The organism is Terrimonas pollutisoli (assembly GCF_029360765.1).
In the GTDB taxonomy this organism is placed as follows: domain Bacteria; phylum Bacteroidota; class Bacteroidia; order Chitinophagales; family Chitinophagaceae; genus Terrimonas_B; species Terrimonas_B pollutisoli.
Window position 1 is genome coordinate 13,763 of the sequence record NZ_JARKNA010000007.1, and the last position, 25,731, is coordinate 39,493.

Genomic DNA, 25,731 nt, shown 5'->3' on the forward strand with positions numbered 1-25,731 from the left:
TTGCGACACTACTGTCTAAACCGCTCATAAAACGCCTTCTCCAACTCTTCTCTATGATCCGGATGGGCAATGCTGATCAGTGCTTTCCCTCTTTGCTTGAGGTTTTTTCCAAATAAATTCACCACTCCATACTCAGTCACCACCCAATGCACATGGCCACGGGTGGTAACAACACCAGCTCCCTGTTTTAAAAAAGGTACGATACGGGACTGACCTTTCGTGGTGACGGATGGCAAAGCAATAATGGGTTTGCCTCCTTCTGACAAAGACGCTCCGCGGATAAAATCCATTTGGCCACCGATACCGGAAAATTGATACACACCAATAGAGTCGGCACATACCTGGCCTGTAAGATCTATCTCAATGGCGCTGTTGATAGCTGTGGCTTTTGGATTTCTTCGGATTACACTGGTATCATTCACATACGCAATATCCATTACCCGCATTTGCGGATTGTCATGCACAAAATCGTAGAGCTTCCTGGTGCCGGCCATAAATCCCGTGACGGAACGGCCCACGTTTATTTTCTTCCTGCTGTTATTAATGACGCCGCTTTCCAGCAAAGGAATGATGCCATCCGATAACATCTCCGTATGTATACCCAGGTCTTTATGGCCATGCAGGTTTTGCAATACCTGGTCGGGAATGCTGCCAATGCCCATTTGCAATGTAGCTTCATCGTCAATCAGCGAAGCCACATTCTTTCCTATTTGCTTAATAGCATCCGAGGTCTTAGCTGAATAATCCACCTCCGGAAGATCACTTTCATCCCAGATCATGGCATTAATTCTTTTGACGTGCAAAAAGCCATCGCCATGTGTACGCGGCATTTTAGGATTGACCTGTGCAATAATTATTTTGGCCGTATCAGCAGCGGCTTTGGCAATATCTACCGAAGTGCCCAACGAACAATAGCCATGCAGGTCAGGCGGCGAAACCTGTATCAATGCCACATCTATCGGTAAAATATTTCTGCGGAACAACAATGGTATTTCGCTTAGAAAAATAGGTACATAATCACCATCACTGCTATTTACCACCGATCTTGTATTAGCAGAAACAAATAAGGAATTAAAGAAAAAACTCTTTCCGTACTCAGGCTTATCAAAATCGATATTTCCGAGATTGGTAATGCTTACCAGCTCTATATCTTTCAACTCAGCATGCCGGTCCTGCAAAGCTTTGACAAGTGTGACCGGCGTAGCGGCACTGCCGTGTATAAAAACACGGTAGCCTGATTGAATATGTTCTACTGCCTGTGAAGCTGAAACAAAGAGATGATTGCTCATTAGGTTGACTGTTTTCCGGGTTAATAAAATAACAGCCGCAAAACTATTGAAGAAAACTGGTGCCTGTTGTGAGCAATATCAGCAGGCACCCTAGATAAGATCAGGAGTTGACCCGGTAAAACAGCTATCTAGCCAACAAGATGTGCCAAACCTTTACTGACCGGCTCGCAAAGGTCAACGATCTTTTTTTGAGAGAATAGTTTTTGAATATGATCACGGCTGATTTTATACTCATCATGTATCGGGCAGGGATGGGTTGCGGAACATTTGCTAAGCCCCAGTCCACACTCTTTAAACACATCTCTCCCATCTATAGCCTCAACAATCGCCATGATTGGCTTTTTCAGTTGTTCTTTAGTAATATAAAAACCGCCGGAAGGTCCCTTTACACTATTAATAACTCCCTCCCTCACCAGTGTTTGCAATAATTTGCCAACCGTATGTTCATTACCGTCTATATATTCTGCCACTTCTTTGATACCGGCATTCATACCCGATCCATATTTTGAAGCCAGGTAAATCACCGCTTTTACCGCCGTTTTACAGGTCAAACTCAGCATATCCTATTTATTTAAAAACATTTTTCCTTTTGCTGATATCAATGTTGTGCTCCATCGCGGGTTAAATGTCAATGCCACATCTGCTTTATAATCCGGGAACGCTGCCTGCAACGCATTGTTCACTGCATCAACGATAGATTCACCCATGGGACAAAATTGCGTTGTTAATGTCATCAGCGCATAAATTTTTTCGGCTTCCTCATCAAAATCAATTTGATAAATCAGGCCAAGATCCACTACACTCAGGCCTATCTCCGGGTCTCTTACCTGTCGCAGTGCAGCCAGTGCAATATTACACCTGTTACTATTATTCGTAATTACATTCATGATAGAGCCGGTCGGTGTTTGATTATTTTAAAAACATTCAGGTTGTACAAAAGGGCAGCAACCAGCAAAAGTATAGCGGAAGATTTTAAGACAAACAGGTATGAGAACATAATACCAGCAGCAAATAATATAAATCCGGCGATATAAATTACAGCCATCACAGCAAATATCTCTTGATCGAAGAGTTCTTTTGGATCAGGCGTTTTCCCCAGACCTGCTTTTTCATGATACACTTTATTCCAGACAATAAACGGGAGTGTTTTAAATGTCATTCCCAGTATGATCGCGGTTATCGAGCCAAAGAAAATGGTAAAGCCATAAGTCAGTATCAGCCTCGTATTATTCATCACAGACATTGAAAAGGCCATGATAACAAACAGGATCATTAAGGGCAACACCGTCATTAACACAGACAACAAGGATATCTTCACAGGTCTATCAATATGCTTCCTGATCCTTTGTTTGTAAGCCTGGTAAATATAATATCCAAACAGCAGCAGTGCCATTACCACGAGTGATATGGCCACCAGGTAGAAAGATGATTTTGGAAAATAAATAAACAACCCTATAAAAGAAAGTAATCCTCCATTGATCAGCGCATAGATATGCCAGAGCAACTTTGTATTCTCATACGTTGAAATAAGAAACATGGGAATAAGGCGGGAACCAACGCCCATAATCAATAACAAAAACCAGCCGATAATACCCAGGTGTGCATGAAGCGGTAAATAACTCAGCGATTCATTAGATAATAATGGGTAAGTAAAATTGTAAACCAGTATCAATCCAAGGGCCGTTGTAACAAGCAGCCAGCAAACCGCGGTAAATACAAAAACGGCTTGCACATTTTCCTGTTTGCTTTTTGAAAAACTGAGTGCAAGATTTATTAAATAGACAAGGATAGCTGCATTGATCAAAATACCACCCCATCTTGCAGGCCAGCCTATATTAAAAACATAAAAAGCATATACCAGCAAAGGAATGCCCAAAGCCGCCAAACCAAAAGAAAGATAAGCCAACCAATTACTGAAAAGTTTGGCTTCAATCAGCACCGGCACCAGTTGGTAACTGGCCCCCAATATGATCATAGTGCCCCAGCCCAGGGCCATGGCATGGGTGATCGCCAATACATGCGGATGAAAATAATGCTGAGAAAAAGCCGGGCTGGAAAAAACCAAAAGAACCGTGCTTGCCAAAAAGGCCATTGCCGCATAGATATAAAATGGCAACACTACCTTATGTGTTGTATGCTTTATTGGACTGTGTTTTTCATCAGCACCATTCATATTAATCCTTATAAATTAAAAGATTCACTTCTCCTTCCCTGATTTCTTTGATGCGGTAATTGAACTTTCTATCGGCTAATTCGGGAAGCAGGTAAACGGGTATCCGTTTGTGATAAACAAACAAGGCGCTGCCGGCAGATAGTTTATCCAATGCATTCAATATGGCCATCATGGGCAGTGGCATTTCCAAACGGCGCACATCGAGCTCCTGTAATTTGTCTTTGTGCTTTTGCAGCACATCATCCCATCCCTGCTGTGCATCCCTTACAGGTTCTGCGATCTGCGTTTTTGTATTTTCTTTTTTATAGAAATAGGTTTCCACCAGGTCGTCGTCAATAACATCCGCAAATGAATCAAAGCCTTGTTTTTTTAATAACAGGATCAGTGGCTCCGGATAAAAACTGTTGACAATTTTTAATGTCTGTCCCGGCTTCAGCCATTTTATTTTTTGCATGATAAGAGCAAGAGGATCTTTCCCGGATGTTATCAGCGGCCGGACATCCAATTCAGTTAGTTGCTCCTTCTGCATAGTAAGCATGAAAGCTGCCAAATCCTTTTTTTCCTTGTCCTCAGCTATGACACTGCCATCAATTTCAAAACCCAAAGGCCTTAACTTGTTGAAAAAATCATTCACCTTACAACCACCGATCTTTGAAGCAGTAGTAATACTGGTTCTTGCTGCCATTAGTTTTCGCAGCAATGGGTTTCTGAGCTTTTCAAATTTTGGGCTGATGCTGATAATAGCATCCAGCGCATCAGCTCTCTCCTTTATGATACTGCCAATTTTTGTATGAGCATTGATCACCATGTTGCTGCATTTTTATTGTTTATCGATTTTATAATCCGGATTTATCAGGCACCCAAAAAACATCCTGCCATTGTGAATCCACCTTGTTGCCACGGTTGTCGTCATGTATTGCGATCATTTCAAGTTCTGCATCGCTCAGCGTTTGTTGAATAGAAGCAAACAATTCTCTTTCTTCAAAACGGATATGATCCTTCAGCGTTTCAGCAAATTGAAGCAGCAATGTTTTATTTGTTCTGTCATTACGAAGCTGCTCAATCATGCCATATATAACGGCATGCTCTTTCTCTGCCCGCCTGCGCAAAACATTATCAGCAGGCAATTTTGGAAAAAGTGTTTGTTCCTCTTTTGTAAAATGCGGCTGCAGGTCTTCTTCGAAAAAATAAAGAACATAGTTGCTGATCCGCTCCGGTGCAATCGCATTAGCCAGGCCCTGTTTTATTTTCCATACCAGCAATAATCCAAAATGATGATCACGGGAAAAAGAAACAAGGGCCTGGAGCCGTTTTATGGGAGCATGGCTTTTCATGGATTTAATTTTTTTTCAATTGCCAAAGCTTTTGGAAACAGGATATTGTTTTCAAGATGGATATGGATATGTAAATCGTTTTCAAATTCATCGAGCATCCGGTACAAAAGACTGTAGCTGGCGCAGGCGTCATCGGGCAACAAAAAATTATTGGTGAGGGTTCTTATTTCCCGCAACGCTTTACCTGCCATCTCATGCTCTATCTCCATCATGCTGACAGGATTTTGTATAGTTCCAAAAGATATGGCGTGTACCGGTGGCTGCCCGCTATTGACAGCCGCTACTAATTCTTTGATATAAGGAAACAAAATTTTTTCTTCTTTTAATAAATGCGCTGATAGCTCGGTATTCACTTCTTCTACCAATTGGTGAATAGCAGGCAGTTCAGGGTGACGGCTACCATGCACACGGGCACATTTTGCCGCATAGTGTACCAGGTCCGGCAATGTTTTTTTCACATAGCTGTGATGCGTGTTCACAATATAGTCAGCCAGGAAGTCAAGGCTCCAGTCATCATAAGGCAAGGGACGGGTAACAGGGTTTCTATCGGCCTGCTGCAATTCCTGTTCAATCTTTGTTACATCCAACCCTTTTTCAGCACAGGCTTGTTTCACCGTCTTCTTTCCACCGCAGCAGAAGTCAAGACCATATTTTTTAAATATCTGCGCCTTGCGCAAATCTTTGGCTGCAATTTGTCCCAGTGTTTCATCGTTCTCTCCGCTGATGCGTTTACTGATACGAACTTTCCACCATTCAGGTCCCTGCTCCAGGTAGCCCCAATGAAATATATTCCCTCTTTCTCCCAATAACTGGTAATAAAGCGGCTTGGGATCATGGTCGTTATGAATAATTAAACTCTCCCCTTCCTCTAGTTCATCAAAACGGGCAAAAATGACGGGATGCTTTTGCCTTGGCTCGAGCAAGGTCACATCCAAAATGTTTTCTTCTGCGGTTAGCATATTTATTTTTTTAAAAGTTAATCAGTATCCTCAAAAGTAAATAATAAAAGTATTTAAATGCTTTTATTACACCGGTATCTGGACCAACCTGACGAAAATCATGTTTTCTGCGTGATATAGGTGACAAAAGTTACATCGTAGTCATTGTCTCCATCAGATTTTTGTATCAAACAATAAGCTAAAAATAATTTTTATGGCACAACATGAAATAGAAACACAATGGATGGGGAAGATGCAATTTAATGCCCTGGTAAACGGTCATACGATTGTAATGGATGCTCCGCCACGGGCAGGCGGCGAAGAAAACGGTCCAATCCCAAAACCTTTTATTCTTACTGCCTTGTCTGGCTGCACGGGAATGGATGTAGTGGCCCTGCTTCGTAAGGCTAATCTCTCAGTAGATGATTTTAATTTGAAAGTAACCGGCGAACTAAGCAAGCAACAGCCACTTGAATACATAGCCATACATATCGTTTATGATATAAGGGGCAGGAACGATGATAAAGATGCTGTGCTTAAAGCCGTCAACGACTCGCAGGAAAAGATCTGCGGCGTAAGCCATATGCTGAAAAAAGCGTTACCTATAACATGGGAAATAAATTTTAACGACGAGATTGTTTTTAACAACAGAGCAGTGTGAATCAAACTTAACTACCCCTCTCCATCCTTCGGTAAACTCAGGAGAGGGGCTTAGAACCCAGTAATAGTTTTATAGGATTTGCAAGACTTTAGTCGGACAATAGTGATTACTTATCAAGAAGTGAATACTGATAATTCAAATAATCCAGTTCCACCTCCGCTAAATCAAGGGCTTTGATAAAAGTCGCCCGGCCGGACGAGGCCACAGCGGGCAGGCGACGATAATAGCTGATACCATTCCTCAGATTTTGATAAAAAATGGTGTAGCTCTTTTTATTTTTTTCAAACCTGCTTTGTTCATCGTCCTCTAACTTCTCTTTCAGGTAATCTATATATAAATGCAGTTCTGCAATAAACATGTGTGGCCTGTTGCCATTAGCCACGATATTTGTTCTTCCATAAATATGATCCGTCATGGTTTGCAGTGAAACCACTTTGGAAAAATTGACAATATTAGGGCCGGGACAAATGGTTACAGCATTCAGTTTTTTAACAAAGGGCTGGTTATAATGAATCGCCGCTGCATTGCTCAGGCCAATGCACAAACATTCTTTATCCAACACTTCTTCCATTTGTTTTTTATAAACCGGCCCAGGAAGATTAAACGATTGCAACTGTTCAATCTTTAGTTTCTGGTATTTGCGGGATGCCGTGCAGATCGGCTCTTTGGTAAACTCTGTATTAAAAGCCAGGTGCTTCTCCGTGCAGGGGCTGCCCGGTTTGCCATTACTGATACGTGACAGCTTTTCGTTGTGTGAACTGGTTCCTTTGAGGTAATGAAACCTCACACCTAACGGCGAATTATGGCTCAGCACCACATCTTTTTCTTTTGCGGCGCATAATAGCTTCAAAGTATTTTCATCCACCGTGGTTGCTTCGGGCACCAGTAAAAAAGGTGTGCCCCATCCCGTGCTTTCGACAGTATAATGGCGGTGTAAAAATTCATCCTCTTCATGAGTGCCAATGCCACCCTGGACAGAGATGGTCAGTTGCGGCGGATAAATAAATTTTTTATTCTTCTTTTTTAAAAGGGCTGCGTTATAGATCTCAAAAAGCGAATCAATCAGCTCTTGTTTGTTCATTTTAAACTCTTCCAGTATCGGCCCCAATAAAAATCCGTCTGTCGCAAAAGCATGGCCACCGCAGTTCAACCCCGATTCAATCCTGAACTCGCTTACCCAAATCCCTTTTTTGGCCAGGTATTTTCCCTGTATCAATGCGGACCGGTAGTCACTCACCTTTACAATTACTTTCTTTGTAAACCCGCCATCTTCGTTTACATCAAACTCACTACAGTTGCCCAGGTAATTATACAACCGTGGGTTCATGCCCGCTGAAAAAACAACTGACGAATTGACAAGGTCACTCTTTGCATATCCCCTCAGTGCTGCCACCGCATCCGAACTATCGGGCTGCAATTGTCCAATCTTATCATAATTATCCCGGTCTGTTTTTGTCATGATGTTCACATCAATACTGCCGGGTTTTATTTGCGTACGTAACCAGGCTTGCAGTTTTTGTTTTTCGGGCCGGCTGGTTGTCTTCATCATTTGCCGGTACAATAGTTTTAACTGACTGTCATCGGGCAGCATCTCAAAATATCTTACGATCTCTGAACCAGTTTCAAAAGCAGCCTGTTTTAATTTCTCCACTTGTTCCTGCACAATCGTATTGACCAGGTTGAGATAATCCGTAATTCGCCTGGCCCTGTAATCAGGTTCATGGGCGCTGATGGGTTGATACTCCTTATTGATTGCCGGGTAATAATGCCGCCTCATCATCTCCACCAACCTGTCTTCAACAATTGAGATAACAGAAGATATACCAAACCGGGCCACCTTAACAGGGCTGTCAATGGTATAAGCCAAACCCATCACGGGAATATGAAATTTATGAAGTGGGGTATTACACATAAGATTTTTGAAATGAATAACAACTTAATTTTCTCAAAAACAACAAACGATACAGGAGCATCCAATATCATTTGTGTCTTTTTTTGACCGATCAGTATATTGAATCCGCTATATCGTTCTGCATACTTATATACGGATTATAGTTCGCTCTTATTTGCAATTCGATTGCTTGCAATACTTCTCCAGCTTCCTCGCGGTCAAACTCCTCGTGCTGCTTTTTGCTAACGCCAAAACGTGTTAACTCAAAATGAATATCCGGTATAATATTGTGATTGCCCAGGCAGGCTTTTGAACAAGCGAGGGGGCAACCATCTATCACAATGATCTTTCTTCCCGATTGAGCGGTCCTCACTAACTTTTTTACATTACCACCCACACCGGCAATACACGACATTTCAGCAATATTTTTTCTATCAAGCTGTATGGCAATATGGTTGGCCATTTGTGCTGCACTGCTGCATCCCGAACAGGAGTAAACAAGAGGTTTCTTTTCACCAGTCGTTTCTTTTGTCATAAAAAAAATTGAATCAGGAAGCCAAAAGTAGATGATGTAAGTATCTAATTACTTTTATTTAACCTCTATTTGCAGTGACCTGACGAAAATCATGTTTTCCCCGCGAATGGCATGACAAAAGTTATATCACCGCAATTGTAACGGTCAGACTTTTGCACCCAATAACAACCTAATAAACAATATTCATGTGAGATGGAAAATAACTTTAACCAATAAAATAGCTTGTCAAACAAACCTGCATTGCAACTGAAAAAAAAAGCTACCAGTCTTTTAGGTAACCATCAACTAAATCCTTTTTATTACAACCACTATGCTTCAAATCACAAAGGTCTTTCGTTTTGAAATGGCGCATGCCATTTATGGTTATCCCGGTAAATGCAAGGACATTCACGGTCATTCATACGAATTGCATGTTACCATAGCACCAACTGATATGAATGAAAACTTCCTGCCAGGTACCGGCCTTATCATGGATTTTAAAGAATTAAAACAAATCGTGAATGAAGGCCTTATTCGGGAATTGGATCATAAATTGATACTGTCCAGCGCTTTCATTACGGCTCATTCAACTGCTTATTCTGAAAACTTGCTGGAATGGGAACAAGAACCATCGGCAGAAAACATACTGGTTTACATCAAGCAATTTTTGTCTAAAAATTTACCGGAGCATATTTGCCTTGTCAAATTAAAATTGTTTGAAACAACCGACTCTTATGCCGAGTGGATCAATGATCACCAATGAAGGCCCGATTTATCTTTACAGTTCAACCCGCTGATACACGACATAATCCTTTTTGTCCTTTTTCACTATATAAGCAATTACTGAATTCGCCTTGTTTAATGAAGCCACAACAGGATAGGATGCTGTCAACGTATCAGCAGTGATAAAACTTTGCTGTTCACTTTTTCCCGCTGCTGATCTTTTCTGTATGGCTATCCTCTTGAAATATTTATTATTTACCTGCACCGGTTCATCCCATGCCACTAGAAGTTCTCCATTTGAAAAAGAGGAGATTTGCGGATGCGATCCTGCTGCGCTGATGCGCTCAGACTGGATAAAACTTTTTCCGTTGTCGGCAGACTGCGTGTAAAAACACCCTTTATTGCCGCCGCCTGTGAACCAGGCGAAGTGTAAGCCTTCTTCATTCTCCGTCATTGCAGGGCCGGTATGCGGACAACCCCTAATCACCCAGTTATCATTACTGATCAGCCTTGGCCCAGAAAAATTTTTACCCCCATCCGTTGAAACGCGGTGCAGCATATCCCTGACGCTGTCTTTGATAATACCACGGTATAAAACATGGATGCCTGCTTTGCTGTCGACAAACAGATCGGTACGGCAACACTGGCAACAACCTTCGCCGATCATTTTTTCATGTTGAAATCCATTGGCACCTTCAGTCTTTGCAAAGTAAAGCGCCGAACCTTCGTTGTCCGTTGCTTTCCGGTTATCTAACCAGATGATTGCCGCTTCACCGGAAGGAAGCAGGGCCACATCATAATAACGCTGATCATAACCGGCTGTATCATTTACCAATGGTTTGGACGGGCTCCATGTCTTTCCTTCATCAAATGACTGGCTATAATAAACCAATCCAGAGTATTTGTTTATTGGATTAGGATTAGCAGCTCCCCACAAGGCAATGATTTCACCCGAAGGTTTGAAAATGATCTTTGGCAGGTTTTCGGAATGTGGCTGAATATTATCGCTGGAAGGGATAGTAATAGTTTTTCCAAATGACTTGCCACCATCAGAAGATACAGCATAGCAAAAAACAAATGCAGAATCATTCACCGATCTTGCCCAGCTCATCACAATATTTCCCCTCTTGTCTTTTGTGAGATAAGGACAGTTGCCCGGCATTGAATCCATTTGAACGGGTTTGCCGGCCTGTATGGCAGAGGCTTTCTTTTCATTGTAACAGGATAAAAGCAGAAAAACGAATCCGGTCATTAAAAGTATTTTGTATAAACGCATTGCTTATTTCTTTTTAAACAAATCACCAAAATCATAACTGACACCCATATTAAAATGCCTGGGCTCTGCCGGTGTATAACTATAACCGGAATTGCTTTTGCTGCTGGTGTAGGCATAATATTTATCGGCAGCATTCATCATGTTCACCCATAGTTCCATCGCTTTCCATTTATAACCCGCCCTTACATGAAATACATCATAACCTTCATACCTTACGGTATTCAAAGGGTCCATATAGTAGCTGCCGATCTTTTGCCACTCCACCCCCACCCTCAGTCCATTTACAAATGCAGGTCGCCACCATATCTCTGCATTATGCATCCAGTTGGGTGCGCCATTCATGTCATTGCCGTTATAGGAAACTCCTTTTTCTACAAACTCCGTAAACCGGTGTTTGCTGAGTGCACTGCTGAGGCGAAAGCTGATGCTTTTTACCGGGTTTGCGTTCAGTCCAAATTCAATTCCCCTATGCTGGGTTTTACCGGCATTCATGTTTTGCGAACTTCCATCATCCATTCTTACAGAGATGATTTCATTCGTTCCTTCCAGTTGATACACGCTGATATCCGCACTCAACTTTCCTTTTATTAATTCGGCCCAGCCGCCTATTTCATAGTTATAAAAAACAGAAGGTTTTAATTCAGGTACTTTCACTCCCTTATACATTTCGGTAACCTGTGGGGGTACAAATCCTTCACTATAGTTGGCATAAATGCCGGTTGTGGAAGAGAAATTATAGGTGAACCCGATCTTGGGACTGACTCTTTTAAAATTATTCAGTGTATCCGGCGATCCACTGTAAGAAGATGGTTGCAGGTAATTATTAAAATCATAATGAAACAAATCATAGCGCAATAAGGCAACGACTCTTAATTTTTCAACCGGGCTAAATTCAAAATTGGCAAAGGCCGCATAATTATTAATATCACTTTTATAGTGTGTCAACACACTGTCCATGCTTTGATAGCCGGTATATACTTTAGAAACACTGTCTTTGCTGATCCGGATGTATTCAGCCGAATAGCGGGAAGGGCTAATGTCAACATTCAGGCCACCAATAAGCACGGCTTTTTTCCAGTTTAAGTTTTGCTTGTGCTGAGCGATCAATGCATAACTGTTAAAGCTCACTTCATTGATCTCACCATGGGCCAGGTTCTTTTTCCCTGTCCATGTCCCGTTGGAAAGCCTGCGATAATCATCCTTAATGGCATAAGCAGGGTTTTGACCGATACTGTTATCACGGAAGATGACGGATGCGGTCGTTTTACTGTTATCATTCCAGTGGTGCGATAAGGTAGAGCGATACCGGAGAGCATTTACCTTGCGGTAAGTAAATGTATAGTTGCTGCCAAATGATTTGTCAACAAACCGAATGCTATCTATACCTCCTGTCATATCGCTGTAATAATCCATCCAGGTAAAACTGTTTGTCAGCGAAGTCTTCTCATTAAAATGATAATCTACTCTCGCTGTCAGGTTGGCTTTATGAAAATCAGTGTACTCAATAAAACTATTTCGTTTGTCAACATAATAACCACTTAGTGCAAAACCCCATTTACCCTTACTAAAAGCTGTTTGCAGGTCAGTTCTTTTATAACCGATATTATTTGCCTGCAAGGACAATTTTGCAACGGGAACAGCTGTTGGAGCTACGGTAATGAAATTAACGACACCACCAATGGCTTCGCTGCCATACAATGAAGAAGAAGGCCCTTTGATAACCTCAATGTTTTTTACCGCAGCCATGTTCATTTCCAGCAATGCATTGTGATTGAACAAACCGGTCGTACGAATAGGAATGCCATCTTCCAGGTAAAGGAATAAGCTTTTTGTTGTCATCGGCTGGCGGATACTCATACTGTGCTGTTCATTACCAAGATTTACCATGTACACCCCACTCACTTTATTTAATACCTGGTCCAAGGTAACCGGCTTTGCATCCTGTATCATTTTTGATGAAATAGTAGTAATGGCAACAGGGGCCAGTGATCGCTTCACTCCTTCACGATTGGCTGTCACAACAACTGCCTGCATCGGTGAATTGTCCTGTTGAAGATTTACAACTGTCACTAGTTGACCCGCCTGGATAATGACCGGCTGGTAGCCAACGGATGATACCTCAAATGATACACAACAATTGGCCCGCGGCTTCAACTCAAACTCGCCGTGCGCATTGGTAGCGCATCCGCAGGAACAACCTGCAGAACAATGAACAGATGCGCCAACGACTGGCTCTTTAGTTAAAGCATCAATTATTTTTCCTTTAAAAACCTGCTGGCTATACCCAACAGAAGCGACTGCCATAAAAGCCAAAACAGCAGCAATTAGTTTATAGATAGATAACATACCAATTTAATTTGGATAGGGTAATGCAGTCCGTTGATAGTGCTGGCATAGCTCCGCAACGATTGCTTTTCAAATAATCAAATAGTCAAACTGTAAAAAAGGAATAGTTCAGGCAGAAGGCGGATGAAAGAAGCTTATGGGCCTGTCAATAGGTTCGCCTGAGTTAGTGGCGTTACCGTAGTTAGCAGAGGAAATGATTACAGGAGTTTCTACTGTCGCGAAAAATGACCTGGAAGAAAGTACAAGCGAAGTGATTTCAAGTTTCACTGATTCAGGAGTATTTTGTTCCTGTTTTTCTTTTTCTTTCAGTTTTTTCATCAATACACAATTACCCTTACAATTCAACTGCGGCCGGTAACGGTTCTCGCAAAGGCTTTTTGCTATATAGTCCCTGTTAAGATTGAAAGTCATAACCACAAACCATGTACTAAAGGTTTGGGTCAACAACAGCAGGATCAGTATAGGACTTACGATGAATTTCATTTCCGCTACAAAAATATCAGTAATTGCCAGATAAAATAAACGGGCTGGTCAACTTATTTACTGATCTTAATCATACCTGCTGCTGACCCGTGTAATTATGCCATTTATTTAAAGCTATTTTCTTTGTAATGAAAATGAACCTGGTAAGTGTAAAAAACCGGCTATCGACATTCAACTTTACGGCGGAAAAGACGGGAGCCGGTCACCTGCTTTTGCAAAAAAAATTGTTGAGCATTTGTCTTTTTAATTTTTTCCTCCTTTCGCTGGTTGGTCTTTTGCTTCGTGCCTATCCCCTGGTGTCGATTCCTTTTTTCACGTATAAAAATGTATTGCATGCTCATTCGCATTTTGCATTTGGCGGCTGGATAACACCCGTGCTGATATATCTTATCCTGAGGTTTTTTCCTGCTATACAAACCCCTTCTACTTATCATCATTGGCGGAATATTATAATCCTGATGCTTGTTTCAGCTTATGGAATGTTGCTGAGCTTTCCTTTCCAGGGCTATGGTGGAGTCAGTATTGTATTTTCAACTCTTTTCATTGCTGCAGGATTTTATGCCGGAATAATAATCCGTTCCGCATCTAAACCGCAATTCTTTTTGGCTTCCTGGTCTTTTCTGCGGACAGGTTTTTTATATTTCGCCGTTTCCTCCATTGGTCCTTTTGCCACCGCGCCGCTTATTGCGTTGGGCAAGGCAGGCACGCCTATTTATTATAATGCTATTTACTTCTACCTGCATTTCCAGTATAATGGTTTCTTTACATTCATCGTTTTGGCCGTGCTTTATAAAATGATCGAACGAAGCAAATCATTCAATCATGGAAAATTAGTTTTCAGGCTGATGAATATTGCCTGTATTCCTGCTTATGCTTTATCCGTTTTATGGACACAGCCATCCATCCTCCTCAATATAACCGGTGGAGCAGCGGCATTGGTGCAATTGACAGCTCTCTTTTTTTTGCTGAAAGATATCAAGGGATTAAAATGGGAAACCGGTATACAGTATTGGCTATTCAGGATTTCCATTTTCGCTTTGCTGGTAAAAAGCCTGTTGCAATTGCTGAGTGCTTTTCCTTCTGTAGCAGAACTGGCTTATCAAAACCGGAATTTTGTAATTGCCTATTTACACCTGGTGCTGATTGGGTTTATCAGTGTGTTTGTATTTTCTGTCATCGCCAGGCCGGCATCATTTAGCCGATTATTGTATAATGGTATGCTGACTTTTCTTTTCGCATTTATCAGCACAGAATTATTACTGGTGTTGCAGGCAGGAGGATATCTTGTATTTTTTCAGCCATATGCTTATATCCGGCTTCTTTTTCTCCTTAGTATTTTCTTTCCTGCGGGGTTGCTATTGATATTTATCGCCCGGGTTAAGCAAGTCGTCATCCGAACCTGCACAGATTGAGCCGGTAGTCAACAAACAAAATGCAGGCTAAGTTCTTGTTAATCGGCTACTATAAATCTTTTCTCTTAAAAACTCTTAAGGCTAATAACAAAGGGACGGCAATCCATAAAAGCATGATGCCAACAGTGAAGAGGACGCCGGTGCCGCTGCCAAAAAAATCTTTATATAAAGCACCGGTATAACCCATCAATGCACTCACATCCATTTTCAGCATAATGAAGATGCGGCCGAGATCAATAGGGTTAAGAGCAGAAAGCAGGAGGGTGAATTTTTCCATCGGGTAATCGCTGAAACTAAATAATATCAGCAATACCAGGCCATCGTATATCAGGGCGAAATAAAACCAGAGCAATAAAGCCGAGCCGATACCTCTTGCTTTATCCCTTGCTTTTACGGAAGCCAAAAAAGCGATGGAAGTAAACACAAGTGTCAGTGCACCGCCGGTAAATAAGAGAGCCACACCGGTTGCATCAAACGCAAATAATACTACAGGAAGACCTACGCCGATAAAAAAACCGCTGAGCAGCGATAAAGCGACACCGACATACTCACTGAGAAGGATCCTGGTGCGGCTTAACGGTTGCGACAGCATCAGTTCGATAAATTCGTAGGAGTTGTAATAATGAATAGTGGTAAAGATCATACTGATCAGCGGCACCACGATCAATACAATATTCAACAGGCTGAGTATAGCTTTACTATGATTTTCTTCCAACTGAAAAAGACTAAAAGAAACAACAAAAAGGAACAAGGTGTAAGCAATTACTACCTTGCTGCGAAGTATATCATATAAAACGTATCGTGTAAGTTTCATAATATTTTTTTTACCTCACCCCAACCCCTCTCAATGCCGTGGTTCGTGTCTCACGAACCATTCCTTTCATCATTTTCCCGGTTCTTGGAACACGAACCGCGGCTGAAGAGTTTAACAGGGCTCGTAGTTTTTTATTTAAACAAAAAATACTTTATCCAATCTTTTCTGTTTCTTTCAATGCCAGCACTTCATTGATCCATAAAGCTTCCTTTTTTTCGCCCCGCATCACACGGGCAATGGCTTTACCCAGTTTATCTTCGCCTGTCTCGTTGCGCAACGTGTTAATGTCTTTCAGGAATATCAGCTTACCTTCCTGCAAGTACATTACATCGGTAGTCAGTTCATCGAGGTCGCTCAGGATATGTGACGTAATAAGAATGAGTTTATTCTTTTTTTTCTCCTGCATTATCTTTTCTTTCAGTATCTCAGATGAAAGCGGATCAAGCCCGGCCGTGGGTTCATCCAAAATCAAAATATCGGGATTGAAATAAAAAGCCAGTGCAGCGCTTACCTTTTGACGTGTACCACCACTTAGTGTACGCATGGGTTTTTCGAAAATGGATACCAGGTTAAACTTTACAAGCAAATCAGTATCCAGTTCCTGCTCTGGCAACTTTCTTATGTTTTTCATCATAGAAAACAACTGGCCCACCTTCATGTTGTCGGGATAACGGCCGATCTGGGGCATATAACCAATCTGGCTACGATAAGAAGGATCACCATTTATAGGTTGCCCGTTTACATAAATGCTGCCTTCATCCGCTTTTACCATGCCCAATATGGATTTGATCAGTGTTGTTTTACCCGATCCGTTGGGGCCGATCAATGATATAACCTGTCCTTTGTTGAACAATGCATTGATATCATCCAGGGCCTGCAATTTTTTAAATCGTTTCTTTAGGTTTTCGATCCGTATCATAATTTATTGGGCTTTATCATCGGTTTATTATCTACCAGGTTTTCAGGGGTAAGACTGGGAATAGCTTTTTCCGCCCTGTCTAACAATGAAACCATAAAACTGCGCATCAGCATCAGCGTAGTGGGGTTTTGTTCCACCACCATTGCATACATGCTTACCGGGTGGTAAGGCACATCGCCAATACCATCTTTGTTCATATCATAGCCATCATATTTATCCCAATAGTTATTGAAAAACCTGTTCAGCATCATGGTGCCATTGGTTGCCACATCAAAAGAGTTGCCGTAAAAATTGTTGTGATAAAACGTATTATCATCACAACTGGCCTGCACTTTCAAGGCCCAGCCGTTTGCTTTAAAAATATTCCTGCCAATTTCAATACGGCTGCTGCCTTCCATGTGAATAGCAACGGTATTCTGAATAAATTTATTATGCAGGATATGGCTGTTCGAAATATCCTTTAATAAAATGCCATAGGCGCTGGGTCCCCAGTTTTTATCAAACAGGTTGTTTTCCATCCGCACATTCTTACTGTACATCACCGCTACGCCGGCGCCGTTATTTTCAAAGGTATTGCCCAGGTAAGTATCGCTGTGAGAGAACATAAAGTGCAGTCCGTATCTTACATTTTTTTCGCTCCGGTTTTTTTGAATAGTTGACTCCGTAACAAATTCCAAATAAATGCCATCCCGGTGACCGCTGATCGTATTGCCATCGATCATCATCGCCGCGCATTTCCAAAGATGTATGCCATTGCCGGACAAATGTTCCGACTTATTGGTTCCCTTTATTGCATTATTCCTGACAATTGAGTTCGTGGTGTTGGCAATATGTACTCCGAAAGAGGCATTGGTGATGGTATTGTTTTCTACTAAAACATTAGTAGCATCAATGATCTTTAAAGCAGCATAGTCATTCATAGATGAATAGCCGGCATTAACGAAATGAATACCTTTTATTACAATTTTTTTCCCGGTTAGTGTAAGGATCTCGTTTTTATTATCCCCATCCAGTACAGGGCCCCCAATTCCTATTAAATGAATAGCCTTATCAATAATGATATTACCTTCTTTGTAAGTTCCTTTATGCAATAAAACTGTGTCACCGTCCTTTGCTATTTTTATTCCCTGCCGCAGGTTATTGACCGGCTTATCCTTCCCCACTACAATTGTATTGGCAAAAGCATTGCATACAACGATCAGTAATAATATGGTTAGTAAGTTTCTCACTTGATCAAAATATTATAAAGCGTCGCCCAATTGGTTACCTTACTTCCTTCTATTTCGTCGGCTTTCTTTTTGGCTTCAGTTTCATTTTTAAACGCAGCTGCATTTCCTCCCATCGGGCTTTTCAGTTGACTGCTTACAACAAATTCGACGGCGTTTACTTTTATAAACTCGTTGCTGTTGTTATAGTCAATAAACAATGTTTGATGGATATCACCCATTTCTACCCCACGCCTTTTCAGGAAAGTGGCCACACAATGCACATCGTCAAATTTGAAGATCCTTCCCTTTTTAGTCACGATCTCAGCGCCAAATTTTGGATCCATGATCGTCATTTTACATTCGGCACAATTATCTTTTCCAAAAGCTATTTTTTCAGGTTTATGATTGCATGCTGTCAAAAAGAGAGCGGTAATAACTGCAATGGAAACAGTAGTCACTTTCTTTTGTGGTGCCATGGTTGTATGTTTTTTGTTTTTGCGCCATTCAAGAAACCAGCTAATAAAAAACACGCCGGTTACCGCCACCATCACCCATCCGCCTATATCCGGGTAAGAATAAGAATCAAAGTTCAATAGTTTTTTGTGGCCAATAAGAGGAGGCTGGTAGGATAACCCCGGAACCTGTATGGCTGCCGCAGGATCCAGATCGTGTCCATAGTCGTAGCCCCACATATAAAAATCAATCATTGCCGCTACGCCGCCAATGACACAAAGAACGAGATAAGCAAAAAGCAATTTGCGGCTGCCGGTAAAGGCCGCTGCTAATCCAAACACAACATAGAAACCTAAAATATAGACAAGGTAGCTGAACTCAGGGAACATTTCCGCTTTGATATGCTTCATCCCGATATAGTGATTCAGTCCATTGATAATTTCCACCTGGCCAGAAATTTTATTTAACCATATCTGCATGGATAATCCTTCGGGATATTGCGGGGCGATAAGATAAATAGACCATACCGGCACAAAGAACATGATACACATCATCAATGCCCCTATTGCAATAATGACCCTGGAAGTAATGCTCATTTTTTTCATTTGCTAATCTTTTATTTGCTTTTTGGCCACATGGAATTCGACATAAAATTTTCATCGCTGTTTGGTATGACAGCTCGAAAATTTTATATCTCATTTCATAAAAACCTGATTAGTGAACAAAAATTCCGGAAGGGTTGAGTTTCCGGAAACATTGTCAGCGTGAAACTCTTTTGTCTTTCTTATTTGGAAGGTGGCAACAGCACCGCATCGATGACATGTATGATACCATTTGCTGCAGGTATGGAGGTAATAACCGTTGCTGTATTATTGATCATTAATTTACCATCTTTTACAGCTATTGTTATATTGCCGCCATTTACCTGGTTTAAAGTTTGTCCATCCGTCATCATTTCGGTCTTCAGGCTGCCTACATACACATGATATTGCAAAATATCCTGCAGCTTTTCTTTGGTCTCATTTTTCATCAGGTTGTCCAACGTTTCTTTGCCAACCTTATCAAAGGCCGCATTGGTGGGTGCAAAAACAGTAAACGGACCAGCATTGGAGAGTGAGTTTACCAAATCTGCTTGTTTGATAGCTGCTACCAGCGTTGTGTGATCCTTTGATCCTGCAGCTATTTTCACTACATCTTTTGCTGATTCATCATCTTTTACTGAAGCCTGGCCGCCACCGTCTATTACTGCTTGGGATAAGCCAGCGGTCTCTTCGGATTTTGCACCTGGTTCATTACAAGAAAAACTGATGATAGCTGACACCGCGAATACAATGTTTATTATCTTTTTCATATTGCTAGCCTGGTTTGTTTTAAAGAGGGCAGACCATTATGAGCATCTGCCCCTTTTTCTATTTATCGTTTAGTTGTAGCCTTTAATGTATCATTAACGGGAGTGCCTTCTGTGGTCACTGCCGGCTTGTTGGTGCCCGTGCTGAAATGCAGTGCTACATTGGATCCGACAGGCGATACCCGTAAGTAACCGGACATTTCCTGGTGCAATGCAGAACAAAAGTCGGTACAATAGAATGGGAAGATACCCGTTCTATCAGCTACCCATTTCAGCGTTTGTGTTTCGCCGGGCATAATCAGTATTTCCGCATTATTAGCACCTTTGATCGCAAAGCCGTGCGGTACATCCCAATCCTGTTCCAGGTTGGTAATGTGGAAATACACTTCATCTCCTAGTTTCACGCCTTCAATATTATCGGGTGTCAGGTGAGAACGGATAGCTGTCATCCAAACATGCACCTGGTTCCCTTTACGTTCTACTTTGGCCTGGCCTTCACCTTTTGAAGCATAAGGGTGAGTATTCTCTTCTATTTTAAAGATCTTTCTTTGTTTATCTTTTATCATGCTCGCAGGCAATGCTTCAGCATAGTGAGGTTCACCTGTTGTTGGGAAGTCGAGAAGCAGTTTCATTTTTTCGCCACTGATGTCATATAGCTGTGCACTTTGTGTCAGCTCCGGACCGGTAGGCAGGTAACGATCTTTGGTAATCTTGTTATAAGCGATCATGTATTTTCCATGCGGTTTAGCTGTTGGGCCTCCGGGCACTGATAAGTGACCAATGGAATAATAAGTTGGTACACGATCCAACACTTTGAGGTCAGCGATATTCCATTTTACGATTTCAGAAGAAACGAACATAGAAGTATAAGCATTTCCTTTTCCATCAAACTCGGTATGCAAAGGACCCAGTCCCGGTTTCGCTACTTCACCATGCAATGCAGCTTCGTATTTAACAACAGGAATACCGTCATATTCACCATCAAAAGCTTTGTCTGCAATAGCCTTCTGCAATTTTGTATAAGAGAACACCGGGATACTTGCTGCCAGCTTGCCTGATGCTACAATGTATTCACCTGTTGGGTCCACATCGGTTCCATGTGGTGATTTAGGACAAGGTATCAGGTACAATATACCGGGGCACTCAGCAGGATCCAATACCAGCACTTCATTTTTAATAGTTGAGGTTGCAGTATGTGTAGCTTCATCATATACGTTGTGCGCATACTTCACCTCTTGTTTTTTTGCTTTGCCGGCTTTCAAATATTCTTCGGCTTTTCTCCAGTTCACGGCCATTACAAAGTCTTTGTCTTTGGCCGAAGCATTTACTTCCAAAAGCGTATTGGCCTTTTCAGAATTGTAACAGCTAAAGAAGAACCAACCATGCGATTTGCCTTTGCCCGCACGGGAAAGGTCAAAGTTTACTCCCGGTGTGCGGATCTGAAATGCAATATTCATTTCGCCGGATGTTGGGTTGACAGACACAAAGCTGATAGATCCTTTAAAATTTTGCTTGTACGTATTGATAGGTACATCGCCATTTTGATCATCAAGCGGTACGCTGAAACGGGTAGCCGCTACAACATATTCAGAGTTTTCGGTGATAAATGGTGATGCGTGGTTACCGGCGCTGTTGGGTATTTCCAGTATCTCGGCAGTGCGGAAAGTAGTAAGATCCACCCGGGCCAGACGGGGCGTGTTATTACCATTGGCAAAAGCCCAGCGGCCATCATGCTCCCCTTTAGTTTGTGAAAGTGCGATATGGTGCAGATCATCCCATGGCACAAAACCATGAGAGGTATTCAGCATCGGTTTTGTTTCTTCGCTAAAGCCATACCCGCTTTCGGGTGATTGCGAAAACACCGGCAGAATGCGGAACAAACGGCCCGAGGGAATACCGTAAATTCCTATCTGTCCGTTAAAGCCGCCCGAGACAACATTATAAAATTCGTCGTATTGGCCGGGTGCAACAAATGATTTGGCAGCATCGCCGACAGCGGCGGACTGAGCAGTTTTGGGTTTACAACTCTGCACTGATAAAAGACAAGCAGAACCCAATATCAAAACCGCGGAGGTTTTGAAATAATGAAATTTCATATGCTTATTTATTTAAATGAAAAGAATAGTTGTCATTTTATTTAACCCCATCGTTGGATCGCATAAATTCGAGTATTTGCCTGGAGTCATCTTTTGATATATTTTGATTGGGCATACGAACAAGGCATTGCTCCAATAGTTTTTGTGCCTCGGGATCTGTTTCCAGCATCATATCCACGTTGGTAATCATATTCATGATCCAATGCGGCTCTCTTCTTGTAGTGACACCCTTCCAACCCGGACCTACTAATCTTTCATCAGTTAACTTATGACAGGCCTGGCATTTCAATTCATAAATGCCTTTACCGCTTGCTACCCATTGTTGATTTAATGGAGTGGTCAGTTCAACCTCGCCAGGCTTAATTTCCGTGCCATGCACTTCGGTTTGCTCTTTGGCTGTTTCTGTTGTTTTTGTGTCGGTAGATTTTTCTTCTGAAGGTTTCTGTTCATTGTTGCAGGCTGCAAAAAACAAACCGCCTGAAACAAGAAGAGCAATCGCAAGTAGTGATTTGGGTTTCATTTTTCTGAATTGAAGGTTATTAAATAAAAGACATCCATATCTTTTATGAGACAAAAATATTTTGCTCCGGTAAAATTTTGATTGATAACCATCAACAGTAAAACTGATATTCATCAGTTACGGGCTTTTTTTTCAAGGATATTTTTGTGTCGCATCAATTGTCCTGCCAAAAACATGCTTTTTTCTAAATCTTTCGGATACGCCTTACGTGGCATTCTATATATAGCCGTACTTTCTGATAATAAGAAAAGAGTTCAGGTTGATGAGGTGGCTATGCAGTTGGTAGTTCCCAAACACTTCCTAAGTAAAATCATGAAAAAAATTGTAAAAAAGAAAATTTTGAATTCTACAAAAGGACCTTACGGTGGATTATCAATAAATGAAAAGACTCTTTCCACTTCACTTATCGAACTCTTTATGATTACAGATGAGAGCACCCAATTAAATAAATGTTTGCTTGGCTTAAAAGAATGCAATCCCAGCCGGCCTTGCCCGCTCCATCACAAAATGGCAAATCATAAGAAAGAACTGGTAAAGCTCCTTTCAAATACGACGGTGAGGGATTTACTGGAGCAAAACCGTCCCGGCTTTGTAAAGAGCCTGTCTGAACTATAGCCTCCCTGTTATAACTCAGGCACGCAGGTGATTAATATCATGTTCGCAAATACCTTATATAACTATTATTGTTTTTTGAAGAGATATGTTTTTAAAACCCTTTGACATCAACGATGAAAGCGTTGTCACTGATCTTGTAATGCAGGATTACAGGACTTCGTATATTTTCAGAAAGTACGGGATCGATTATTGCTGTGGCGGCAAAATGCCCCTGCAAATGGCTTGTAGTATCCACGGATTAGACATTGATTTAATAAAATATGAGCTAACAGAGATTATACGTAACATCCAGGTGTCGACCTTTACTGATTTCAGAGCATGGAATACAGATTTCCTGGTTGACTATCTTATCAATGTGCACCATGCCTATTTATTAAAAACCTTCCCGGATTTAATTGAAACATTGGATCGTTTTGTGGCCGGGCATAAATTAAAATATCCGTTCCTGGGCCAGTTGCTTGAAACTGTTTATAAATTACGTGACGACCTGTTGCCCCACCTGGAACACGAAGAAAAGATCATTTTCCCCTATATAAAACAAATCGCCCATGCTTATGAAAACAATGAATCCTATGCATCCCTGCTGGTAAAAACCTTACGCAAACCTATAGAAACCATGATGACCCAGGAACATGAATACATTTCCAAATATCTTCATAGTTTAAGGGAATTGACCAACAACTACACTTCGCCTGCCAATGCCTGTGTATCCCATAAAGTATCTTTTTTAAAACTGAAAGAACTGGATGATGACCTGGTACAACATTTATTTCTTGAAAACGAAATTCTTTTTGCCAAAACAATACAAATGGAAAAAGAATTATTGGCTTCCTAAATTAAAACATCATTAAAATCTCAATATGAAAGGTATTGTTGTTTATAAAGGAAAGTATGGCGCCACAGCGCAATATGCGAACTGGCTCAGTGAAGAGTTAAACGTCCCGGTATGCACAGCCGGTGATTTGTCCACTAAAGACTTACAGCCTTATGACCTTGTCATTATTGGCACGAGTGTGTACATCGGAAAATTACAGATCAGCCAGTGGTTGAAAGATAACCTGGCTGTGCTCAAATCAAAAAAACTATTCTTATTCCTGGTAGCCGGCACCCCGCCTCACGAAAAGGAAAAACTGGAAGCCTATATCCGCTCCGGCGTTCCTGCTGAATTGATGGCCAACTGTATTATCTTTTTCCTGCCAGGCAGGCTTACTATAAAAAAGCTCTCCTGGAAAGACCGGTTCATGCTGAAAATGGGCGCCAGGTTAACAAAAGATCCTGCTGTAAAAAAGGGTATGCTGACCGATTATGATCATGTAAAAAGAGAAAACATCATAGTGCCGGTTAAGGAAATAAAAAAATACTGTATCACTTTTGCCTCACCTGCAGAAACTGCCTGATACGATAAATCATACCCGCGATTAATAACCGCATCCTTTACTATATTTACGTGAATTACACATTCAATTATTTATTGTATGCTTGACCAGGCACACATGACATCGCTTTTTGAAAATGCTACGGAAGGCATCATACTAACGGGGAAGGATGGAAAGATCGTATTACTGAATCCTGCCGCTGAGCGGATGTTTAATTATGCTAGCAAAGAATTAACCGGTCAGCCAATTGAAGTGCTGATACCTGACAGGTACAAAGGACATCATCACCAATTACGGGACAGTTTTTACGACAATCCCTCCAACCGGGTGATGGGACAAAACAGGGATCTGTATGGAAGAAAAAAAGACGGAACTGATTTACCGGTAGAAGTAAGTTTGAGCCATTACAGGAAGGGTAATGAACTTTTTGTGATTGCATTTATTGTTGACATAACCAGGAGAAAAGAGATCGAGCACAGTATGCTTGAGCAGCAAAAGCAGTTGGAAAGAGTAAGTAATGAAATAAGAAAGCTGAATGCCGACCTGGAACTTAAAGTGGAAGAGAGAACGATGATTTTGAAGGAAGCATTGCAACGGCTGGAACAGTCACAGGCTGAATTGAGCGAAGCTCTCGATAAAGAAAGACAACTCAATGAAATCAAAAGCCGCTTTGTGTCGATGGCTTCACATGAGTTCAGAACGCCATTAAGCACCGTGTTATCGTCCGCTTCTTTGCTGTCAAAATATAAAACAACTGAAGAGCAGGATAAACGAAACCGGCATATTGATAAGATTCGAAATTCTGTCAGGCACCTGAATGATATCCTGGAAGATTTTTTATCATTGGGTAAACTGGACGAAGGAAAGGTTGGAATCAGCCTCTCCGAATTTGATCTGTATGAATTCATTTATGAAACCATCGAGGAGATGAGGGGATTGCTGAAAAAAGGTCAACAGATAGATTTTAATTGCCAGGGACAACGCAATATTGTTTCCGATAAAAAATTGTTGAAGAATATCCTCATCAATCTTATCACCAACGCCATTAAATTTTCGGACGAAAGTGGCCTGATCTCCGTCCAGGCTTCGGTTGGCAATGAATGGGCGGTAATCACAATCACCGATACAGGTATTGGCATTTCGCAGGAAGACCAGGAACATTTATTCTCCAGCTTTTTCCGGGGTGCCAATGCCATAAATATTGCCGGAACGGGACTGGGATTACATATTGTAAAACGCTATGCTGACCTGTTGAAAGGAAGTGTACATTTGGAAAGCGAACTGAATAAGGGAACATCGATCACTGTAACAATCCCGGTAAACGAGTAAGCGGGTTAAATCA

General features: G+C 41.5%; 26 protein-coding genes. 7 read left to right on the forward strand and 19 right to left on the reverse strand.

What is annotated here, in order from left to right; genetic code table 11:
* Positions 1-8 precede the first annotated feature (8 nt).
* From P2W73_RS13540 to ric, 7 genes are all read right to left on the reverse strand, one after another.
* Positions 9-1,289 carry an acetyl-CoA hydrolase/transferase family protein gene (locus P2W73_RS13540; protein WP_276502594.1) on the reverse strand — a complete coding sequence of 427 codons (1,281 nt, stop codon included), beginning with the start codon at positions 1,287-1,289 and terminating at the stop codon, positions 9-11.
* Positions 1,290-1,417: 128 nt separating this feature from the next.
* The gene (locus tag P2W73_RS13545; RefSeq protein WP_276502595.1) at positions 1,418-1,849 is read right to left on the reverse strand and encodes an RrF2 family transcriptional regulator; all 432 of its coding nucleotides are present in this window, start codon (positions 1,847-1,849) and stop codon (positions 1,418-1,420) included.
* A 3-nt stretch (positions 1,850-1,852) separates the two neighbouring features.
* Entirely contained in the window at positions 1,853-2,176 is a 324-nt protein-coding gene (locus P2W73_RS13550; RefSeq protein WP_276502596.1) for a metal-sulfur cluster assembly factor, read from the reverse strand.
* A complete protein-coding gene (locus tag P2W73_RS13555; RefSeq protein WP_276502597.1) occupies positions 2,173-3,462 on the reverse strand; it encodes a cytochrome C oxidase subunit I in 1,290 nt (429 codons plus the stop codon). The genes P2W73_RS13550 and P2W73_RS13555 overlap by 4 nt, the downstream gene beginning before the upstream one ends.
* Position 3,463: 1 nt before the next feature.
* Positions 3,464-4,270, reverse strand: coding sequence for a DUF2249 domain-containing protein (locus tag P2W73_RS13560; RefSeq protein ID WP_276502598.1), 807 nt, complete (start codon positions 4,268-4,270; stop codon positions 3,464-3,466).
* Positions 4,271-4,298: 28 nt separating this feature from the next.
* Positions 4,299-4,796: a hemerythrin domain-containing protein gene (locus tag P2W73_RS13565; protein WP_276502599.1), complete on the reverse strand. Its 498-nt coding sequence runs from the start codon at positions 4,794-4,796 to the stop codon at positions 4,299-4,301.
* Entirely contained in the window at positions 4,793-5,755 is a 963-nt protein-coding gene (ric, locus tag P2W73_RS13570; protein WP_276502600.1) for an iron-sulfur cluster repair di-iron protein, read from the reverse strand. Before ric ends, P2W73_RS13565 begins: the two co-directional genes overlap by 4 nt.
* A 193-nt stretch (positions 5,756-5,948) precedes the next feature.
* On the opposite strand from ric, the gene P2W73_RS13575 reads away from it, so the two are divergent.
* Complete coding sequence (locus P2W73_RS13575) at positions 5,949-6,395, forward strand: OsmC family protein (protein ID WP_276502601.1); 447 nt, start codon at positions 5,949-5,951, stop codon at positions 6,393-6,395.
* A gap of 106 nt (positions 6,396-6,501) precedes the next feature.
* On the opposite strand, the gene P2W73_RS13580 is transcribed toward P2W73_RS13575, so the two are convergent.
* Both P2W73_RS13580 and P2W73_RS13585 read right to left on the reverse strand, forming a co-directional pair.
* On the reverse strand, positions 6,502-8,307 hold the full coding sequence (locus P2W73_RS13580; RefSeq protein ID WP_276502602.1) for a hypothetical protein: 1,806 nt from the start codon (positions 8,305-8,307) through the stop codon (positions 6,502-6,504).
* A 91-nt stretch (positions 8,308-8,398) separates the two neighbouring features.
* A complete protein-coding gene (locus tag P2W73_RS13585; RefSeq protein WP_276502603.1) occupies positions 8,399-8,821 on the reverse strand; it encodes a putative zinc-binding protein in 423 nt (140 codons plus the stop codon).
* Between the two features lie 310 nt (positions 8,822-9,131).
* On the opposite strand from P2W73_RS13585, the gene P2W73_RS13590 reads away from it, so the two are divergent.
* Positions 9,132-9,563, forward strand: a complete 432-nt coding sequence (locus P2W73_RS13590; protein ID WP_276502604.1) for a 6-pyruvoyl trahydropterin synthase family protein — start codon at positions 9,132-9,134, stop codon at positions 9,561-9,563.
* Between the two features lie 15 nt (positions 9,564-9,578).
* Here the strand turns inward: P2W73_RS13590 and P2W73_RS13595 are convergent, their stop codons facing one another.
* The 3 genes from P2W73_RS13595 to P2W73_RS13605 all read right to left on the reverse strand — a co-directional run bounded on the left by P2W73_RS13595 (position 9,579) and on the right by P2W73_RS13605 (position 13,628).
* Positions 9,579-10,775, reverse strand: a complete 1,197-nt coding sequence (locus P2W73_RS13595) for a sialidase family protein (RefSeq protein WP_276502605.1) — start codon at positions 10,773-10,775, stop codon at positions 9,579-9,581.
* A gap of 27 nt (positions 10,776-10,802) precedes the next feature.
* Positions 10,803-13,145, reverse strand: coding sequence for a TonB-dependent receptor (locus tag P2W73_RS13600; RefSeq protein WP_276502606.1), 2,343 nt, complete (start codon positions 13,143-13,145; stop codon positions 10,803-10,805).
* Between the two features lie 108 nt (positions 13,146-13,253).
* On the reverse strand, positions 13,254-13,628 hold the full coding sequence (locus tag P2W73_RS13605) for a hypothetical protein (protein WP_276502607.1): 375 nt from the start codon (positions 13,626-13,628) through the stop codon (positions 13,254-13,256).
* Between the two features lie 128 nt (positions 13,629-13,756).
* Between P2W73_RS13605 and P2W73_RS13610 the strand changes: the two genes are divergently transcribed.
* On the forward strand, positions 13,757-15,040 hold the full coding sequence (locus tag P2W73_RS13610) for a hypothetical protein (RefSeq protein ID WP_276502608.1): 1,284 nt from the start codon (positions 13,757-13,759) through the stop codon (positions 15,038-15,040).
* Between the two features lie 49 nt (positions 15,041-15,089).
* Here P2W73_RS13610 and P2W73_RS13615 read toward each other — a convergent pair whose 3' ends face one another.
* The 7 genes from P2W73_RS13615 to P2W73_RS13645 form a co-directional block, all read right to left on the reverse strand.
* Positions 15,090-15,854 (reverse strand): ABC transporter permease subunit, encoded by a 765-nt coding sequence (locus P2W73_RS13615; protein WP_276502609.1) that lies wholly within the window; start codon positions 15,852-15,854, stop codon positions 15,090-15,092.
* Between the two features lie 151 nt (positions 15,855-16,005).
* Complete coding sequence (locus P2W73_RS13620; RefSeq protein ID WP_276502610.1) at positions 16,006-16,773, reverse strand: ABC transporter ATP-binding protein; 768 nt, start codon at positions 16,771-16,773, stop codon at positions 16,006-16,008.
* Positions 16,770-18,002, reverse strand: a complete 1,233-nt coding sequence (locus tag P2W73_RS13625; protein WP_276502611.1) for a nitrous oxide reductase family maturation protein NosD — start codon at positions 18,000-18,002, stop codon at positions 16,770-16,772. Before P2W73_RS13625 ends, P2W73_RS13620 begins: the two co-directional genes overlap by 4 nt.
* Positions 17,999-19,039, reverse strand: coding sequence for a nitrous oxide reductase accessory protein NosL (locus P2W73_RS13630; RefSeq protein WP_276502612.1), 1,041 nt, complete (start codon positions 19,037-19,039; stop codon positions 17,999-18,001). The genes P2W73_RS13625 and P2W73_RS13630 overlap by 4 nt, the downstream gene beginning before the upstream one ends.
* A 179-nt stretch (positions 19,040-19,218) precedes the next feature.
* Positions 19,219-19,785 carry a fasciclin domain-containing protein gene (locus tag P2W73_RS13635; RefSeq protein WP_276502613.1) on the reverse strand — a complete coding sequence of 189 codons (567 nt, stop codon included), beginning with the start codon at positions 19,783-19,785 and terminating at the stop codon, positions 19,219-19,221.
* 62 nt (positions 19,786-19,847) lie between these two features.
* On the reverse strand, positions 19,848-21,878 hold the full coding sequence (nosZ, locus tag P2W73_RS13640) for a Sec-dependent nitrous-oxide reductase (RefSeq protein WP_276502614.1): 2,031 nt from the start codon (positions 21,876-21,878) through the stop codon (positions 19,848-19,850).
* Positions 21,879-21,915: 37 nt separating this feature from the next.
* Complete coding sequence (locus P2W73_RS13645; protein ID WP_276502615.1) at positions 21,916-22,398, reverse strand: c-type cytochrome; 483 nt, start codon at positions 22,396-22,398, stop codon at positions 21,916-21,918.
* A 174-nt stretch (positions 22,399-22,572) separates the two neighbouring features.
* Between P2W73_RS13645 and P2W73_RS13650 the strand changes: the two genes are divergently transcribed.
* The 4 genes from P2W73_RS13650 to P2W73_RS13665 all read left to right on the forward strand — a co-directional run bounded on the left by P2W73_RS13650 (position 22,573) and on the right by P2W73_RS13665 (position 25,718).
* Positions 22,573-23,013 (forward strand): RrF2 family transcriptional regulator, encoded by a 441-nt coding sequence (locus P2W73_RS13650; RefSeq protein WP_276502616.1) that lies wholly within the window; start codon positions 22,573-22,575, stop codon positions 23,011-23,013.
* Between the two features lie 85 nt (positions 23,014-23,098).
* Positions 23,099-23,848 (forward strand): DUF542 domain-containing protein, encoded by a 750-nt coding sequence (locus P2W73_RS13655; protein ID WP_276502617.1) that lies wholly within the window; start codon positions 23,099-23,101, stop codon positions 23,846-23,848.
* Between the two features lie 25 nt (positions 23,849-23,873).
* Positions 23,874-24,410, forward strand: a complete 537-nt coding sequence (locus P2W73_RS13660; protein WP_276502618.1) for a flavodoxin domain-containing protein — start codon at positions 23,874-23,876, stop codon at positions 24,408-24,410.
* Between the two features lie 96 nt (positions 24,411-24,506).
* Positions 24,507-25,718 (forward strand): PAS domain-containing sensor histidine kinase, encoded by a 1,212-nt coding sequence (locus P2W73_RS13665; RefSeq protein ID WP_276502619.1) that lies wholly within the window; start codon positions 24,507-24,509, stop codon positions 25,716-25,718.
* Positions 25,719-25,731: the final 13 nt, after the last annotated feature.

Excerpts from the sequence above, each read along its gene's own strand:
- P2W73_RS13540 (WP_276502594.1), bottom strand. The coding sequence starts at position 1,289 with ATGAGCAATCATCTCTTTGTTTCAGCTTCACAGGCAGTAGAACATATT.
- P2W73_RS13545 (WP_276502595.1), bottom strand. The coding sequence starts at position 1,849 with ATGCTGAGTTTGACCTGTAAAACGGCGGTAAAAGCGGTGATTTACCTG.
- P2W73_RS13550 (WP_276502596.1), bottom strand. The coding sequence starts at position 2,176 with ATGAATGTAATTACGAATAATAGTAACAGGTGTAATATTGCACTGGCT.
- P2W73_RS13555 (WP_276502597.1), bottom strand. The coding sequence starts at position 3,462 with ATGAATGGTGCTGATGAAAAACACAGTCCAATAAAGCATACAACACAT.
- P2W73_RS13560 (WP_276502598.1), bottom strand. The coding sequence starts at position 4,270 with ATGGTGATCAATGCTCATACAAAAATTGGCAGTATCATAAAGGAGAGA.
- P2W73_RS13565 (WP_276502599.1), bottom strand. The coding sequence starts at position 4,796 with ATGAAAAGCCATGCTCCCATAAAACGGCTCCAGGCCCTTGTTTCTTTT.
- ric (WP_276502600.1), bottom strand. The coding sequence starts at position 5,755 with ATGCTAACCGCAGAAGAAAACATTTTGGATGTGACCTTGCTCGAGCCA.
- P2W73_RS13575 (WP_276502601.1), top strand. The coding sequence starts at position 5,949 with ATGGCACAACATGAAATAGAAACACAATGGATGGGGAAGATGCAATTT.
- P2W73_RS13580 (WP_276502602.1), bottom strand. The coding sequence starts at position 8,307 with ATGTGTAATACCCCACTTCATAAATTTCATATTCCCGTGATGGGTTTG.
- P2W73_RS13585 (WP_276502603.1), bottom strand. The coding sequence starts at position 8,821 with ATGACAAAAGAAACGACTGGTGAAAAGAAACCTCTTGTTTACTCCTGT.
- P2W73_RS13590 (WP_276502604.1), top strand. The coding sequence starts at position 9,132 with ATGCTTCAAATCACAAAGGTCTTTCGTTTTGAAATGGCGCATGCCATT.
- P2W73_RS13595 (WP_276502605.1), bottom strand. The coding sequence starts at position 10,775 with ATGACCGGATTCGTTTTTCTGCTTTTATCCTGTTACAATGAAAAGAAA.
- P2W73_RS13600 (WP_276502606.1), bottom strand. The coding sequence starts at position 13,145 with ATGTTATCTATCTATAAACTAATTGCTGCTGTTTTGGCTTTTATGGCA.
- P2W73_RS13605 (WP_276502607.1), bottom strand. The coding sequence starts at position 13,628 with ATGAAATTCATCGTAAGTCCTATACTGATCCTGCTGTTGTTGACCCAA.
- P2W73_RS13610 (WP_276502608.1), top strand. The coding sequence starts at position 13,757 with ATGAAAATGAACCTGGTAAGTGTAAAAAACCGGCTATCGACATTCAAC.
- P2W73_RS13615 (WP_276502609.1), bottom strand. The coding sequence starts at position 15,854 with ATGAAACTTACACGATACGTTTTATATGATATACTTCGCAGCAAGGTA.
- P2W73_RS13620 (WP_276502610.1), bottom strand. The coding sequence starts at position 16,773 with ATGATACGGATCGAAAACCTAAAGAAACGATTTAAAAAATTGCAGGCC.
- P2W73_RS13630 (WP_276502612.1), bottom strand. The coding sequence starts at position 19,039 with ATGAAAAAAATGAGCATTACTTCCAGGGTCATTATTGCAATAGGGGCA.
- P2W73_RS13635 (WP_276502613.1), bottom strand. The coding sequence starts at position 19,785 with ATGAAAAAGATAATAAACATTGTATTCGCGGTGTCAGCTATCATCAGT.
- nosZ (WP_276502614.1), bottom strand. The coding sequence starts at position 21,878 with ATGAAATTTCATTATTTCAAAACCTCCGCGGTTTTGATATTGGGTTCT.
- P2W73_RS13645 (WP_276502615.1), bottom strand. The coding sequence starts at position 22,398 with ATGAAACCCAAATCACTACTTGCGATTGCTCTTCTTGTTTCAGGCGGT.
- P2W73_RS13650 (WP_276502616.1), top strand. The coding sequence starts at position 22,573 with ATGCTTTTTTCTAAATCTTTCGGATACGCCTTACGTGGCATTCTATAT.
- P2W73_RS13655 (WP_276502617.1), top strand. The coding sequence starts at position 23,099 with ATGTTTTTAAAACCCTTTGACATCAACGATGAAAGCGTTGTCACTGAT.
- P2W73_RS13660 (WP_276502618.1), top strand. The coding sequence starts at position 23,874 with ATGAAAGGTATTGTTGTTTATAAAGGAAAGTATGGCGCCACAGCGCAA.
- P2W73_RS13665 (WP_276502619.1), top strand. The coding sequence starts at position 24,507 with ATGACATCGCTTTTTGAAAATGCTACGGAAGGCATCATACTAACGGGG.